The organism is Pedobacter suwonensis, from assembly GCF_007833675.1.
GTDB classification, from domain to species: Bacteria; Bacteroidota; Bacteroidia; order Sphingobacteriales; family Sphingobacteriaceae; genus Pedobacter; species Pedobacter suwonensis.
In genome coordinates this window covers 2,110,155-2,126,195 of record NZ_CP031708.1, presented here as the reverse complement: position 1 = coordinate 2,126,195, position 16,041 = coordinate 2,110,155, and the positions used below count along the sequence as shown (strand labels likewise).

Genomic DNA, 16,041 nt, shown 5'->3' with positions numbered 1-16,041 from the left:
AAGAAGAATGAAAAAGATATTGATATATACAGCTGGTGTATTACTGGTAATTGGTAATTATGGCTGTAAGAAATTTTTAAATCAGGTACCTGATGACAGGTTAACTTTCGATCAGATGTACGAGAAAAAAGCTACTGTTGATCTGGCACTGGCTAACGTTTATTCTACATTACCAGATCAGAATCAAGACCGTTCGGCTTCCGGGTCAGGAAATATCGGACCTTGGACAGCCGCTTCTGATGAGGCTGATTATACTTTGCCAAACTTTACTGAAAACGTAAATTCTGGTGCCTGGGATGCTACCAGCGGTCAGGTAAATTACCACTGGCAAAGTTATTACCGTGGTATACAGGCTGCGAGTTCTTTTATGGCAAATGTAAGCAGGTGTACAGATTGTAACATTGGCGGTATCGATATTGTAAACCGTTATTACAATGAGGCAAGGGCTTTAAGGGCTATTTATTATTATCATCTCGTTAGACAGTACGGACCTGTTGTATTATTGGGTAATGACCCAATTGCGTCAGATGCGCCGCTACAGGCCATTAGTAAACCCCGTAACTCAATGGATGAGTGTATTGACTACATTGTGAGTGAACTCGAAGCCACCAGTTCTCGTTTGCCTGCAACACCACAGGCTAATGAAGATTATGGTCATATTACGGCTTCAGTAGCCGATGCTTATAAAATTAAAGCTTTATTGACAGCCGCCCGCCCATTATTTAATGGAAATACGGATTACGCCAATCTCAAAAATCAGGATGGCAAACAATTGATCAATCAAACTTATAGCGTGGCAAAATGGACCAGACTGGCTACAGCAGCGAAGGCTTTTTTAAACAACCCTAACTATTCCAACTACGCACTGTATTCAGTACCCTCAACACCGGCTGGTTTACCGAATACAGCTTTTAATCGGGCATTTATTGCTACCAGGGATGTATTTTTAAATGGCTGGAATTCTGAGATCATTTTCGGTAGAGGTGGAGATGTTACTTTTTACCAGTATTCTTTAGCGCCAAACCATAATGGTGCCTCAGGTGGTGATAAAGGCGGTTCCTTCTTATCGCCATCTCAGCAGTTGGTGGATGCCTTTTTTACTGCAAACGGCTTACCTATCGAGAACGATCCAAGCTATACCGCTAACGGAACTTCTAATTTTCAGGCACCAGATCCAAACGACCAGGGTGTTTCGAGAACGATTAGTAATATGTACGTTAACCGCGAACCACGTTTTTATGCCGACATCACTTATACCGGGCGTAAATGGATCAATCCTTCATCTAATATTGTTACCAGTTTTGAATTTAACGGTAATGCAGGCAAAGCTGCTATCGCGAATAATGACTATACCAAAACAGGCTATACCTCCAGAAAACATTTAACGGTAGCGGGCTGGACAAATGGTAGATCAATTTTCACCGTAATCAGACTGGCAGAAATTTATTTGGATTATATTGAGGCATTACAAGAGTCGAATCCGTCTGATCCTGATATTTTGATTTACTTAAACAGGATCCGCACCAGAGCAGGTATTCCGGTTTATGGAAGTGGTGGTTTACCCATCCCGGCAGATATGAAAGATGCCATCCGCAGAGAGCGACGTGTAGAATTAGCTTTTGAACTGGACCGCTATTTCTATACCAGGGAATGGAAAATTGCAGAAACTACCGATACGCAGATCAGAGGTTTAAATATTACTCAAAATGCGCCTGGATTTTTCACACCTGTAGTAACCGAAAATAGGGTTTTCCAAAAGAAACACTACCTATGGCCAATACCAGCAGGCGAAATTCAAAAAGTGCCTTTACTTGTACAAAATACAGGTTGGTAAAACAAATAGAGCACCGGGTACTTTACCCGGTGCTTTTTTCATCTCTCAATAGCCACGCAATGAAAAATATTTTCACATTATCAGCAACTGCAGTAATTTTACTACTGGCCTGCAACAGCAAAAAGGAACCTGTAGAGGCAGCGAAACCAGCACCACCACTTGTTGAAGCAGTTGACCCACCTGATGCGCCGCCCAAAACCTGGAAGGAACATTGGTTCGAACACGTGCAACTATTAAACCGTGTAGCTTATGACACCAGCGTAGTGGTTTATTATGACGGTGACGTGAAGCCAGCTGTTACCTGGCCGAAAACCTACATGGCTGATGCCTGGAATTATACCAAAAAAGTTTATGGTAAGTTTGGCGATGACAGCCGCTTGTTCGTCATTTATCACGCAGGTAAATATGGAGGCGGTCATCCGGGTACCTATCTTGATGCCGGCCACGATTACCGTAATGTTACAGATTGCGGTTCCAATGATTTAAATGCTTGGATTACAGGTGTAGATAACGACATCGACTATCTACCCATGAGATTGGCCACATCGTAGAAGGCGCATCGAAGGGAGTAAAAGAGTCGCCCGCTTTTGATATTTGGCACGATAGTAAATGGATGGAAATTTATCAGTACGATGTGTATTTAGGCTTAAACAGACCAGCCGATGCACAACGGTGGATGAATAAAATGATGACTACAACCGACAGTTATCCGAGGGCTGGTACGCAATGGTTTAAAAACTGGTTTCTACCGATTTACGAAAACTATGGTAAAACAAAGGTATTGAACGGCTTTTTTACCCTCCTATCGCAAGAATTTCCAAAACAGAATATTACGGTACAGGGCAAAAGCTACCAGCAATATACCAGAAAAATGAATTTTGGTGAATTTATCCACTTTTGGAGCGGTGCAGCCAAAGCCGATTTAGCACCATTGGCATTAACCGCCTTTGGCCCAAAAGACGAAAAAGGTGCCGACTGGGCGCCAATGTTAACTAAAGCCAAAGCCGATTTTCCGAATATCACTTATTAATCTATAATCAGGACAGATTGGGCAAACAGCCTGAATCGTTCTATTTATCACAATAAAACAAATGATCAAGAAATTTTTAATCTTCGCATTAGTATCATGCTCGGCGGTTTTTGCTTCTGCCCAAAACAGAGAACGAGGCTATAAAATTATCATCAACGATAAGGACAGCGCTACCAATGCCGTTTTAGATGCCAAGCTAAAGGCCGCTTTTATCAATGTTTATCCCAGTTTTGCCCAGGCAGATGGCTACAGGACAAAAAGAAATGTGATACTGGATTTTGTAACTGATGAAACGCCGACAATTTATGCCAAAGCTGGTGAAATTAAAGTAAACAGCGAATGGGTTAAAAACAAATCGCAAAGGAAGATCGAGAAAGAACTTTTCACCGCATTGGCTAAAAACTGGGTATCATACAGTAAAGAAAAACACAAGGGATATACCCTAACTTTCATCAGCAAAGATCCTAACCTCGACCCAGCGGTTAGAAAAAACTTAATTTCTACCTATTTTGAAATTTACCCTACACTGGTAAAAACATTTAACCAAAAATCTACACATGATGTACTTTTTGTGGTTGATACTGCTTATAAAGCCGTAGCTGAGGCCAGTGGTAACAGGATTCTGTTCAGCGCAGGTTATATGAAAGCGCATCCAACCGATATTGATGTGGTAACGCACGAAACCATGCATATTGTACAGGGATACGGCTACAGCGCGGGTCCGGTTTGGCTAACAGAAGGTATTGCCGATTATGTGCGCTATAAATATGGCGTAGATAATGTAGGCTCTAAATGGAACTTGCCGGCCTACAATGCAAAACAACATTATACCAACAGCTATCGGATTACTGCACGCTTTTTCGCCTGGTTGGAGCAAAATGTTAAACCAGGATTGGTTGCTGCATTAGATCAGCAATTAAGAGCTCACGAATATACGGAACAATCCTGGACAGCTTTAACCGGAAAAGACTTAAATCAGCTTTGGGCAGATTATAGTAAAGAACCCCAAAAAGTAAGCCTTACTTATAGCAGCAAAAAATAAGGTTTAAAGTTTTCTTCTCTACCGGAATAAATGGAGGTTAAGATTCTTTTTCTACAAAAAGTGAGGATAACTTACGGAAAATCCGTCATCAACTTAAGCATCGAAGAAAGGGAGGATTTCTCTTAAGGTAAATTTAGACTTGTTGAGGAATCAGCTAATGTCGAGCCCACTTCATTTTTCAGGAACTTAAGAATTTTCAGCGTATTTTCATCCCCGGATTCCTGCCAGGGTTTATTTTATGGAGAAGTCAGGTTTAAAGGCAATAGGCAAATAAACCTGACTTCTCTGTAAAAACTTAATTTTTCAAGAGTCTTTTGTAAAAATAACCATCATTAAAGTAAAATTTTTGGTCATTTACTAAAACGTTTTACATAAAATATTTAATTTGCAGAACTAAACGCTAACCAAAACACCAATATTCACCATACATGAAAAAAATATCAATTCTTTCGGTTTTCGTTATGCTGGTATCTGCTTTAGCATTGCAGGCAACAGCGCAGGAAATTACTAAGAAAAACGGTTATACCTTATCTTTTGAAAGCAATTTCAAGGAACTTGATCCTCAATTAAAAAAACGACTGATCAAAACATTTTTTGAAGTTTATCCAAAGCTGGCTAAAGAATACAATCCTTCTACCATTAAAGAAGTAAAGTTTTTTGTCGATACGGCTTATAAAGGTGTTGCGGCAACTGCCGATGGTAAAGTGACTTTTAGTTCGATGTGGATGATCAAACATCCCGAAGATATCGATGTGGTTACCCATGAGGTGATGCACATTGTGCAGGATTATGGACGAAGCGTGGGCCCGGGATGGTTAACAGAAGGGATTGCAGATTATGCGCGTTACAAATTCGGTGTAGATAACGCGGGTGCCAAATGGTCGCTGCCGGCTTTGAAGCCAGATCATTCTTATAAAAACAGTTACCGCATTACCGCAGCATTTTTTGCATGGATCGAAAAAAGCGTAAAGCCAGGTACTATTAAAGCGGTTGATGCTTCTTTAAGAGACCATACTTACACCAAAGAGATCTGGACCAGGTTAACAGGTAAAGATTTAGATGCACTTTGGGCAGATTATGTTAAAAATTCTGAAGTTTAAAAAATAATTACAAGCATATAAAAAAACACAAACAACAAATGAAACGATTATTTATCGCCTTATTGAGTGTTGCGGCATCAACCGGTTTCGCACAAACAATAGGCAAAATTACAGATCCGGTAGATTGGATAAATCCGCTAATGGGAACGGCATCTAAGCCAGCACTATCTAACGGAAATACTTACCCGGCTATCGGTTTGCCCTGGGGAATGAACATGTGGACACCGCAAACCGGTAAAAATGGTGATGGATGGGCATATGTTTATGATGCCGACAAAATCCGCGGTTTTAAACAAACACACCAGCCTTCGCCATGGATGAACGATTACGGCGCTTTTTCGATGATGCCGGTTACGGGTAAGTTGAGATTCAGTGAGGATGAGCGTGCCAGCTGGTTCAGCCATAAAGCTGAAGTGGCTAAGCCGTATTATTACAGTGTTTATCTGGCAGATGCAGATGTGACGACCGAAATTACCCCTACAGAACGCGCTGCCCAGTTTAGGTTTACTTTTCCTAAAACAGATAGCGCTTACGTGGTGGTAGATGCACAGAACAAAGGCTCCTACATTAAAATTATACCTGCTGAAAGGAAAATAATAGGTTATACCACTAAATATGCACGTGGGCCACTACCTAAAAATTTCAAAAATTATTTTGTAATCTATTTCAACAAGGATTTCAAACTGGCCAAAACCTGGGATGATAAAAAACTTAACGAAAAAGATTTGGAATTAACGGTTGATCATGCTGGTGCTGTTATCGGTTTTGCTACACAAAAAGGCGAACAGGTTATTGCAAAAGTGGCTTCTTCATTTATCAGCTTTGAGCAGGCCGATTTAAACCTGAAAAGAGAGCTGGCCAATGATGGTTTCGATGCCACAAAAGCAAAAGGCAGGGCAACCTGGAACAAAACCTTAAGCAAAATTGCGGTTGAGGGCGGTACGATTGATCAAACCCGCACATTTTATTCTGCGATGTACCGCACCTTGTTCTTCCCGAATAAATTATACGAAATTGATGCGCAAAATCAGATTGTACACTGGAGTCCATACAACGGACAGATTTTGCCAGGTTATATGTTTGCTGGCACAGGTTTCTGGGATACGTTCAGGGCATTATACCCTTTCCTGAACCTGGTTTATCCATCTATTAACAAAGAGATGCAGCAAGGCCTGATCAACGATTATAAAGAAGGTGGTTGGTTGCCGGAATGGAGCAGCCCGGGTTATGCCAACATCATGGTAGGTAACAACTCCGCATCGGTAGTGTCTGATGCTTATATTAAGGGCATGCGTGGTTACGATATCGAAACCTTATGGCAGGCCGTAAAACATGGTGCCAATAACGAAGGCCCGATGGAAGCCGTTGGCCGCGACGGGGTTAAGTATTATAACGAATTGGGTTATGTACCTTTTGATGTGAAAAAGAATGAAAATGCAGCTAAAACATTAGAGTACGCTTATGATGACTTTACCATTTACCAATTAGGAAGAGCTTTGGGTAAACCAGCCTCTGAAATCGACATCTATAAGAAAAGAGCCATGAACTACAAAAATCTTTTCGATCCGGCTTCGGGCTTAATGCGTGGTAAAAACCAGGATGGTACTTTCCAAAGTCCGTTTAGTCCTTTTAAATGGGGCGGTGCATTTACCGAGGGGAACAGCTGGCACTACACCTGGTCGGTTTTCCAGGATATTGATGGTTTGGCCAAACTAATGGGCGGTCACAATAAATTTGTAACCAAGTTAGATTCGGTGTTTTCTATGCCTCCGGTATTTGATGAAAGCGCTTACGGCGGGGTAATTCACGAAATCCGTGAAATGCAGATTGCAAACATGGGCCAATATGCACATGGTAACCAACCGATCCAGCACATGATTTACCTGTATAACTACGGCGGCGCGCCTTATAAAACCCAATATTGGGTTCGCGAAACCATGAACAGAATGTATAAAGCTACGCCAGATGGTTATTGTGGGGATGAAGATAACGGACAAACCTCTGCCTGGTATGTATTCTCAGCAATGGGTTTCTACCCGGTAACACCAGCGGTTGACCAATATGTTTTGGGTGCCCCTTTATTTAAAAAGGTAACCATCACTTTAGAAAACGGTAAAACAGTGGTGATCAACGCACCAGCCAATAGCGATAACAACCGTTATGTTCAATCTTTGCAGATGAATGGTAAGGCGTATTCTAAAAACTGGATCAGCCATAGTGGTATGCAGAAAGGCGCGGTGCTCAACTTCAACATGACGGCAACACCCAATAAAACGAGAGGTTCAAATCCAGCTGATTTCCCTTATTCGTTATCAACAGAAAAATAAAGAAAGGTAAAGATGGTATCACTAAAGAGATTGTTATCCTGAGCCTATCGAAAGACAGGTTTAGTTTATACTTAATGATACCATCTCATTTCCAAAGTAATAATTAGTCTCAATATGGCTAAAACTAATAAACCAAAATATATGAACATCTCAAAGACGGGTTTTACAGCCATGTTCTGGCTTTGCGGAACCCTGTTGGCATTTGGCCAGCGTATTGATCTCAAAGATCTTTCAGCCTTTAAAAACCCTTCCAATTCATGGTCGCTTGCACAAAACGTGATTGCCGATTTAAACGCCGAAAACGTTTTAAGAACTACCAAAGGCGAAGGGATTTTAGTTAACCAATCTACAGCAAAAAAAGCGGGATCGGATTTATACACCATCAATGAATATGGTGATGTAGTAGTAGAACTGGATTATCTAACTGCAAAAGGAACAAATTCAGGTATTTATCTTCAGGGTAACTATGAAATCCAGATTGACGATGCCTGGGGAATTAGAAACCCAAGTTCTTCAAATAATGGTGGGATTTATCAGCGCTGGGATGATAGCAAACCAGAAGCCGAAAAAGGATTTGGTGGTGTTGCTCCCCGTCAGAATGCAAGCAAGGCACCGGGTTTATGGCAGCACATCAAAATCATCTTCCAGGCACCACAATTTGACGCTACAGGCAAAAAAACAAAAAATGCCAAAATCGTCAGTGCAGAACTCAACGGTGTGCTGATTCATGAAAATGTTGAATTATTTGGTGCAACCAGAGGTGCTGCGGGCGCTGAAAGAGCAAAAGGACCTTTACGCCTGCAAGGCGATCATGGTTCTGTAGCGTTCAGAAATATCCAGATCACCGAGATATCTGAAATGGCAAGACCAAATCAAAATGGTGGTGCAGATCCGATATATATTGAGGCAGCAAGCAACAATATGATCAGAAGTTTTGTAGACGTCGCGCCAGGAGTACGTTCTGTACATGCTATTTCGGTAGGCGGACCTGAAAAAGTGGCCTTCAGCTACGATTTGGATAATGGTACACTCTTACAGGGATGGCACGGTGATTTTATCGATGCTACACCAATGTGGGATGGCCGTGGAAACGGAACCTCACGCGCTTTGGGCAGTGTTACCCGTTTTACCAAAAAGCCTGTTCTGGCGATTTCAAAGCTGGCAAACGACCAGGCCAGTTGGGTTACTGATACGGCTGGTACAGGTTTCAAAACAAAGGGGTATGTAATGGATAAACAAGACCGTCCGGAGTTTAAATATATGATTAACGGCACAAATGTTACCGATGCGGTTAAAGTGATGGAAAACGGACAAGGTTTAAGCAGAGAGATTACGGTGGATAAACCTTCGAAAGACCTGTATTTCCTTTTAGCTACTGCTTCAAACATTGAAGAGGCTGGTAAAGGCCTGTATTTAATTGACGATAAAGCATATTATATACAGCTTGGTGAAGGCACTGCAAAGCCGGTAGTTAGAAATGTTGATGGTAAATGGGAAATCATTGCACCCATTGGAAGTAAGTTGAATTATAGCATTTTGTTTTAGTCGTGATCATCATGAGAAATACATTTAAAAAATTAGCATTACTGGCGTTAAGTTTTAGCTTTACCACAGTTTTTGCCCAAGAAACACCGAAAGAAGAAGATTTTTTCAAGATAAACAAAGTACGTGTACCCGAAGGCCCGATCCTGGAAGTGGGAGGGTTGGTTACCCTGCCAAATGGTGATTTAGGCATTTCAACCCGTAGGGGAGAAGTGTACATTGTTGAAAATCCTACCAGTGCAAAACCTTATTGGCGCAGGTTTGCCTATGGCTTGCACGAAATTTTAGGTATTGCCTATAAAAATGGGGCAATCTATGTAGCACAACGTGGCGAATTAACCAAATTAGTAGATAAAGACCAGGATGGCAAAGCCGATGTTTATGAAACTGTTTATGCCTGGCCTTTAAGCGGGCACTATCACGAATATAGTTTCGGCCCGAAAATAATGCCTGATGGCAGCTTTATGGTTACCGCGAACGTGGCCTTTGGCGACGAAGAATGGTGGCGTGCTGAAAGCCGGGTACCTATGCGTGGTTGGGCAATGAATATTACCGAAGATGGTAAAATGATGCCTTATGCTGCAGGTTTCCGCTCTCCAGCCGGTATTGGCAGTATCGATGGTCAGTTTTATTATACCGAAAATCAGGGTGACTGGGTAGGTTCTGGCGGTTTATGGAAAGTGAACAAAGGAGACTTTATGGGACACCCTGCAAGTTTAAGGTGGACCAATTTGCCAAATTCTCCGGTTAAACTGCAATCAGATTTCTTTTACTCGCAGATAGACGAGCGTAGAATCAAAATGAACAGGGAAGGTACATTAAACCGGAAAACAGGGTAAATGAATCATTTAAAACTTTGTTCGAAATGAAAAAAGTATTTCCTGAACTGCGATTGCCATCGGTTTGGTTGCCTTATGGTATTCTCGGTATTTCATCTGCAGAACCTGTTAAAATACCTGCCAACACATTCGGGCCGTTTGCCGGCCAGATTTTGGTTGGTGACCAGGGGATGAGCATCATTTCGAGGATTTTTATGGAAACCGTTAAGGGTGAAGAACAAGGCGCTGCCTTCTTGTTCCGCAAGGGTTTCCGTTCAGGTGTATTAAGATTGGAATGGGGTACTGATGGTTCACTATTTGTTGGCGAAACCAACCGTGGTTGGGGATCAGCAGGTGATGCCAATGAAGGTTTGGAAAGATTGGTGTACAACAATAAAACTCCTTTTGAAATGAAAGCCGTAAGGGCAATGCCTGATGGTTTTGAAGTGGAGTTTACGATGCCTGTTGACCGTAAATCGGCCGAAGATCTGGCGTCTTACAACGCAGAAAGCTTTATTTATAAATATCACCCGGTATACGGCTCGCCTCCGGTAAATACCGAGAAATTAAAGATCTCCGGTGTTAAGGTTTCAGCAGATGGTTTAAAGGCCAGGATTATTGTACAGAACCTCCGCCAATATTATATCCATACTTTAACATTAGATGGTATCCGTTCGCAGGATGGTTTTTATTCGCTGATCCATCCGGTAGCTTACTATACTTTGAACCAGATTCCTGATGGAAATAAACTTTCTGCCAACGAGGTGAGTACCAAAAACTCAGCAACGCCTGTCAATACGCCTGCCAAAAAAACTGCTGTGCCAAAGGCAACAACCGGTAAAGCGCCTGAAGCTAAAGGGACTTCAACTCCGGCAAAGCCTGCGGCTACCGCCAAAGCGCCTACTTTTAAAGAAGTTGAAGGTTTATTAACTAAAAATACCTGCCTGGCTTGCCATAATCAAACCAAAAGACAGATTGGCCCACCATTCGTAGAAATTGCAAAACGTAAATATTCACCGGAAAAAATATTTCAGTTGATCCACAATCCGCAACCGCAAAACTGGCCGGGTTATTCAACAGAAATGCCGCCAATGCCGCAGGTAACCAAAGCCGAAGCTTTGAAAATTGCAGCCTGGATAAATTCTCTAAATAAATAAGTTGATTGTTAGGAAACGGTTGGTAGAAATGCCAGCCGTTTTTTTATGGTAAAAAATTACTATAAATCTATACAGGAAATTGTCGCCCTAAATTTATTTCAGGGTCATTTGCAATGAAAGCTCCTTAGCTATGCTACCATTGACAGAATCACAGAAAAAAAAATCGTCTCGACTGTAGCACAGCGAAATGGAGAGATCTTTTTAACCGAATTATTAGAACCTAGTTTAAAAGATTTCTCCACTGCGGTCGAAATGATACTTCAGGCCATTCAAATTTCTTGTTAAATCTGTCACTCATATTGATTTTTATACCATAAATTATTCTTCAGGAGGACTTTGCAACGAAAGATCCTTTGCTATGCTACCATTGACAGAATCACAGAAAAAATCGTCATCTCGACTGTCGCATAGCGAAATGGAGAGATCTTTTTAACCGAATTATTAAAACATATTTTAAAAGATTTCTCCACTTCAGTCGAAATGACGATACTTCAGGTCATTCAAATTTCTTGTTAAATCTGTCACTTATATTGATTTTATACCATAAATATTCTTCAGGAGGAATTTGCAATGAAAGATCTTTCACTATGCTACCATTGACAGAATCACAGAAAAAATCGTCATCTCGACTGTAGCACAGCGAAATGGAGAGATCTTTTTAAACGAATTATTAGAACCTCTTTAAAAGATTTTTCCACTGCGGTCGAAATGATACTTCAGGCCATTCAAATTTCTTGTTAAATCTGTCACTCATATTGATTTTTATACCATAAATTATTCTTAGGAGGACTTTGCAATGAAGGATCCTTTGCTATGCTATCATTGACAAAATCACAGAAAAAATCGTCATCTCGACTGTCGCATAGCGAAATGGAGAGATCTTTTTAACCGAATTATTAAAACCTAGTTTAAAAGATTTCTCCACTGCAGTCGAAATGACGATACTTCAGGTCATTCAATTTTCTTGTTTAATCTGTCACTCATATTGATTTTTATACCATAAATTATTCTTCAGGAGGACTTTGCAATGAAAGATCCTTTGCTATGCTACCATTGACAGAATCACAGAAAAAATCGTCATCTCGACTGTAGCATAGCGAAATGGAGAGATCTTTTTAACCGAATTATTAAAACCTAGTTTAAAAGATTTCCCCACTGCGGTCGAAATGACGATACTTCAGGTCATTCAAATTTCTTGTTAAATCTGTCACTCATATTGATTTTTATACGATAAATTATTCTTCAGGAGGACTTTGCAATGAAAGATCCTTTGCTATGCTACAATTGACAGAATCACAGAAAAAATCGTCATCTCGACTGTAGCATAGCGAAATGGAGAGATCTTTTTAGCCGAATTATTAAAACCTAGTTTAAAAGATTTCTCCACTGCGGTCGAAATGACGATACTTCAGGTCATTCAAATTTCTTGTTAAATCTGTCACTCATATTGATTTTTATACGATAAATTATTCTTCAGGAGGACTTTGCAATGAAAGATCCTTTGCTATGCTACAATTGACAGAATCACAGAAAAAATCGTCATCTCGACTGTAGCATAGCGAAATGGAGAGATCTTTTTAGCCGAATTATTAAAACCTAGTTTAAAAGATTTCTCCACTGCGGTCGAAATGACGATACTTCAGGTCATTCAAATTTCTTGTTAAATCTGTCACTCATATTGATTTTTATACCATAAATTATCTTCAGGAGGACTTTGCAATGAAAGATCCTTCGTTATGTGAAGATGACCTCGTGGTTATCACTCTTAAAAAGAAATGGGGATTCCACTATTGCAGAATCCCCATCATCTAAATTAACGCTCTCATATATACAAACGCTACAAAAAGGAATTATTGTATCAGCTGTAAAATTTTTTTCATTTTTGGATGTTTATCATTTAAACCTATTTTTACTTTATGGCTTTTACAGATAAAAATCAACAGGATGCAGAAAAACTGGCCGCTGCCAAGGCCGCGGTAAAATTGGTTAAAGATGGCGATGTAGTTGGTCTGGGTACGGGGTCGACCACAACTTTTGCCATTATTGAATTGGGTAAACGTGTAAAAGAAGGACTTCAAATAAAAGCGGCCGCAAGTTCCATCCGGACAGAAGAACTTGCAAAATCGCTTGGTATTGAAATTCTGGATCTTGGGCACTTAAGCCAGATTGATATCAGTATTGATGGGGCCGATGAATTTACAGCATCACTCGATCTGATTAAAGGCGGTGGCGGTGCGTTGTTTAGAGAAAAGATAATCGCCTCATTGAGTAAAAACGCCATTATTATTACCGATGCTTCGAAAAAGGTTAAAAAACTGGGTGCTTTTACTGTCCCTATTGAGGTCATTCCGTTGGCTTATCAGTATGTATTCGATCAAATTAACAATCTTGGTGGAAACGGTATATTACGAACAATAGAAAACCAAACATTTATTACCGATAATGGAAACCTGATTATTGACGCCGATTTTGGCCTGATTGATAATCCCGCGAAATTAGCTTCTGACTTAAATCAGATTAACGGATTATTGGCTCATGGCTTATTTATTAACCTCACTTCAAAAGTAATGATGAGTGACGGAACGGATATTATCATTTTTGAATGATTGTGGTTCATTTGTTCAATAGTCGTTAGTTCGCTTGTACTTCTCCTTGAACTATTTGTAAGCGGAATAATCAATAAATTTTCGGAATTAGAAGTAATGAGAATTGGTCTTAATTCCTTGTTCTCCCTGTTTCCGTGAAAAAACGGATAACTTCACCGATAAATTTCAGTTATGTGAAATTCTTCAAAAATTTTACCGACAGTTTTATTTCACTCACCGACAAAATATCATAACTAAGGGAAAAGCCATTCTCCAGCATTGGTATTCGTGATACATTTGAATCATAAAACAAAACGGTCATGGAAAATTTAATCAAAAAAAATCACGCAGATAAACAGGTTGGTTTAGGTATTTTAATCATCACCATCGGTTCGGTGTTCTTATTAAGAAACTCGGGAATAGATATTCCACATTGGATTTTGAGATGGCACACCATTATGTTGGGTATTGGTTTGTGGATGGGGTATCGTAAAGGTTTCCAGGGAAACGGGTGGTTGGCATTAACCATTATTGGAGGCTTATTTACCTTTAAAGCGATAAACATTTTTGATTTTGATCTGTTTAGGATTAGCATTCCAATGGTATTGATTGGTTTAGGCTTTTATATAATCTTGAAACCTAAAAAAGTTCAGAACTTTGATCAATATTTTGAGAAAAAACCAGTTGATTTTACTGATAAAGAAAGCTAAAATTCTTCACTTCATCATATATATTAAAAGGGCCGTTTTTCTAACAATGGCCCTTTTTTATGCTTGGTTGCAAAGGGCAAGGAGCTTCGGGCTTTGCGCTATGGGTTTTGCTCCATGCCCTTTACATTTTTGCCTAAAAAAGAAACGGGGATTCCACCCTCAGGCAGTATCCCCGTCATCTAAATTAACGCTCTCACATACATAAACGCTGTAAATGGAATATATTGTGTTCAGCTTTATTTTTTTTGCTTTTTTTAATAGACTGTAGAAGGAACAGGGGAAATGGGGGTGTGTTAACCTCAAATGTTAAAATTAGTTAAAACTAAAGCACTGGTTGAGTAAACCTATTTTCAGAACCAAATATTGTTAACTTTGGGTATTGTAAACAACCAAACACTATACTTAATCTTCATGGCTTTAGATCTGAAAGGGATAAAGCATGACATCTCATACCATTTAAACAAACTATACGGATGAAAAAAGGCCTTTTATTTGTAGTCGCTTTATTAATAACAACCTCCGCATTTTCTCAGAATGTAATCCAGCTTTTCAATGGCGCAAACGACTTTTTTAAGCTATTGCAGGAAGAAAAATTTAAAGATGCACATGCTTTTTTTGACGATACCTTAAAAACGAAATTAACAGAAGAAAATTTAAAGAAACTTTGGGGTGATATTGGAACAAAATATGGAAAGGCAGAATCGTTAGATGCCATTCAAAGTAAAGCCCAGGGCGATTTTTTCGCTGTTACGGTTGAGGGTAAATTCGCTAACGGTGATCAGAACTTTATTTTAGGTTTTAATAAACAACAGAAAATTGTCGGAATCTTTCTGGCACCTTCCAGGAGAACATCATCCTATTTAAAACCCACCTATGTAGATACCAGTTTATACCAGGAAAAGTCGGTATATATTGGCCCGGCTGGAAAACAATTGGCGGCCATTATTACCACGCCAAAAAATATCAAAAATTTCCCTGTTGTGGTTTTTGTGCATGGCTCCGGACCTGCAGATATGGATGAAACCGTTGGCGCGAATAAACCTTTCAAAGATCTGGCTGGCGGCTTAGCTTCTAACGGAATTGCGTCCGTTCGCTATGTAAAAAGAACTTTAATTTATCCTAATGAGTTTGGAAAGGAATTTACTGTAAAAGAAGAGGTACTGAATGATGCAGCTGCCGCGATAACACTCGCAAAAACCGTTGTAGGAGCTAATCCAAAAGCTGTTTACGTATTCGGTCATAGTTTAGGCGGAATGTTGGCCCCTAAAATAGCAAGCACGGTACCTGATTTAGCAGGAATTGTTTTGGCAGCGGCACCGGCAAGAAAATTAACCGATATTATTGTTGATCAGAATAAGTATATGTTCGATCTGGCTAATGATACGACGGCTGCATTTAAAAAACAATTGGCAGATGCCGCTGTGGAAATTGATAAAAGCAGAATTTCGCAATTGGGAACTACCATAAAGCCTGATTCTGTCATTTTAGGCCTGCCGGCGAAATACTGGGCAGATTTAAATAGTTACAACCAGGTTGCTGTAGCCAAAAGCCTTTCTAAGCCTAAAATATACATCCTGCAGGGTGGTAATGATTTTCAGGTAGGTAAAGTAGATTTCGATTTATGGAATGACGCTTTGGGTAAAAAGAAAAATGTGGTTCTTAAATTCTACCCGGATTTGAATCACCTGTTGAGTTCTCAAACCGAAAAGGGAACGATGGCTCAGTACCAGGCAGCTGTAAGTGTATCTGAAACTTTGGTGAACGATCTTGCATCATGGATTAAGGCTAAATAACCTAAAATCACCTATCGATAAAGAACAAGCTCCGACCCAAATCAGGAGCTTTTTTTGTGCGCTCGATTTTCTTAATATTCTTTCTTTATTAAGAATTCACAAA

General features: G+C 40.0%; 12 protein-coding genes. All 12 read left to right on the top strand.

The genetic code is table 11. From position 1 onward, the window contains the following. Window positions 1-7: 7 nt before the first annotated feature. The 12 genes from DV942_RS08480 (at window position 8) to DV942_RS08435 (ending at window position 15,938) form a co-directional block, all read left to right on the top strand. Window positions 8-1,834, top strand: coding sequence for a RagB/SusD family nutrient uptake outer membrane protein (locus tag DV942_RS08480; RefSeq protein WP_145856811.1), 1,827 nt, complete (start codon window positions 8-10; stop codon window positions 1,832-1,834). 59 nt (window positions 1,835-1,893) lie between these two features. Continuing rightward, entirely contained in the window at window positions 1,894-2,385 is a 492-nt protein-coding gene (locus DV942_RS23685; RefSeq protein ID WP_222431178.1) for a hypothetical protein, read from the top strand. A gap of 62 nt (window positions 2,386-2,447) precedes the next feature. Beyond that, window positions 2,448-2,864, top strand: a complete 417-nt coding sequence (locus DV942_RS23680) for a hypothetical protein (RefSeq protein WP_222431177.1) — start codon at window positions 2,448-2,450, stop codon at window positions 2,862-2,864. 61 nt (window positions 2,865-2,925) lie between these two features. Further along, entirely contained in the window at window positions 2,926-3,906 is a 981-nt protein-coding gene (locus tag DV942_RS08470; protein ID WP_145856809.1) for a basic secretory protein-like protein, read from the top strand. 428 nt (window positions 3,907-4,334) lie between these two features. Then, window positions 4,335-5,006, top strand: a complete 672-nt coding sequence (locus DV942_RS08465; RefSeq protein ID WP_145856807.1) for a basic secretory protein-like protein — start codon at window positions 4,335-4,337, stop codon at window positions 5,004-5,006. 38 nt (window positions 5,007-5,044) lie between these two features. Then, a complete protein-coding gene (locus DV942_RS08460) occupies window positions 5,045-7,333 on the top strand; it encodes a GH92 family glycosyl hydrolase (RefSeq protein ID WP_090981485.1) in 2,289 nt (762 codons plus the stop codon). Window positions 7,334-7,474: 141 nt separating this feature from the next. After that, window positions 7,475-8,878 carry a 3-keto-disaccharide hydrolase gene (locus DV942_RS08455; RefSeq protein WP_145856805.1) on the top strand — a complete coding sequence of 468 codons (1,404 nt, stop codon included), beginning with the start codon at window positions 7,475-7,477 and terminating at the stop codon, window positions 8,876-8,878. Between the two features lie 11 nt (window positions 8,879-8,889). Then, window positions 8,890-9,714, top strand: a complete 825-nt coding sequence (locus DV942_RS23780) for a hypothetical protein (protein ID WP_244950857.1) — start codon at window positions 8,890-8,892, stop codon at window positions 9,712-9,714. A gap of 26 nt (window positions 9,715-9,740) precedes the next feature. Then, window positions 9,741-10,850, top strand: coding sequence for a c-type cytochrome (locus DV942_RS23775; protein WP_244950856.1), 1,110 nt, complete (start codon window positions 9,741-9,743; stop codon window positions 10,848-10,850). Window positions 10,851-12,766: 1,916 nt separating this feature from the next. Then, the gene (gene rpiA, locus DV942_RS08445; protein ID WP_145856803.1) at window positions 12,767-13,456 is read left to right on the top strand and encodes a ribose-5-phosphate isomerase RpiA; all 690 of its coding nucleotides are present in this window, start codon (window positions 12,767-12,769) and stop codon (window positions 13,454-13,456) included. 299 nt (window positions 13,457-13,755) lie between these two features. Then, window positions 13,756-14,145: a LiaF transmembrane domain-containing protein gene (locus DV942_RS08440; RefSeq protein ID WP_090981491.1), complete on the top strand. Its 390-nt coding sequence runs from the start codon at window positions 13,756-13,758 to the stop codon at window positions 14,143-14,145. A gap of 473 nt (window positions 14,146-14,618) precedes the next feature. Next, window positions 14,619-15,938 (top strand): alpha/beta hydrolase, encoded by a 1,320-nt coding sequence (locus tag DV942_RS08435; RefSeq protein ID WP_145856801.1) that lies wholly within the window; start codon window positions 14,619-14,621, stop codon window positions 15,936-15,938. The last annotated feature ends 103 nt before the right edge of the window (window positions 15,939-16,041 follow it).

Bases quoted from the DNA above. Each gene is read 5' to 3' on its own strand.
- DV942_RS08480 (WP_145856811.1), top strand. From the start codon at position 8: ATGAAAAAGATATTGATATATACAGCTGGTGTATTACTGGTAATTGGT.
- DV942_RS23685 (WP_222431178.1), top strand. From the start codon at position 1,894: ATGAAAAATATTTTCACATTATCAGCAACTGCAGTAATTTTACTACTG.
- DV942_RS23680 (WP_222431177.1), top strand. From the start codon at position 2,448: ATGGAAATTTATCAGTACGATGTGTATTTAGGCTTAAACAGACCAGCC.
- DV942_RS08470 (WP_145856809.1), top strand. From the start codon at position 2,926: ATGATCAAGAAATTTTTAATCTTCGCATTAGTATCATGCTCGGCGGTT.
- DV942_RS08465 (WP_145856807.1), top strand. From the start codon at position 4,335: ATGAAAAAAATATCAATTCTTTCGGTTTTCGTTATGCTGGTATCTGCT.
- DV942_RS08460 (WP_090981485.1), top strand. From the start codon at position 5,045: ATGAAACGATTATTTATCGCCTTATTGAGTGTTGCGGCATCAACCGGT.
- DV942_RS08455 (WP_145856805.1), top strand. From the start codon at position 7,475: ATGAACATCTCAAAGACGGGTTTTACAGCCATGTTCTGGCTTTGCGGA.
- DV942_RS23780 (WP_244950857.1), top strand. From the start codon at position 8,890: ATGAGAAATACATTTAAAAAATTAGCATTACTGGCGTTAAGTTTTAGC.
- DV942_RS23775 (WP_244950856.1), top strand. From the start codon at position 9,741: ATGAAAAAAGTATTTCCTGAACTGCGATTGCCATCGGTTTGGTTGCCT.
- rpiA (WP_145856803.1), top strand. From the start codon at position 12,767: ATGGCTTTTACAGATAAAAATCAACAGGATGCAGAAAAACTGGCCGCT.
- DV942_RS08440 (WP_090981491.1), top strand. From the start codon at position 13,756: ATGGAAAATTTAATCAAAAAAAATCACGCAGATAAACAGGTTGGTTTA.
- DV942_RS08435 (WP_145856801.1), top strand. From the start codon at position 14,619: ATGAAAAAAGGCCTTTTATTTGTAGTCGCTTTATTAATAACAACCTCC.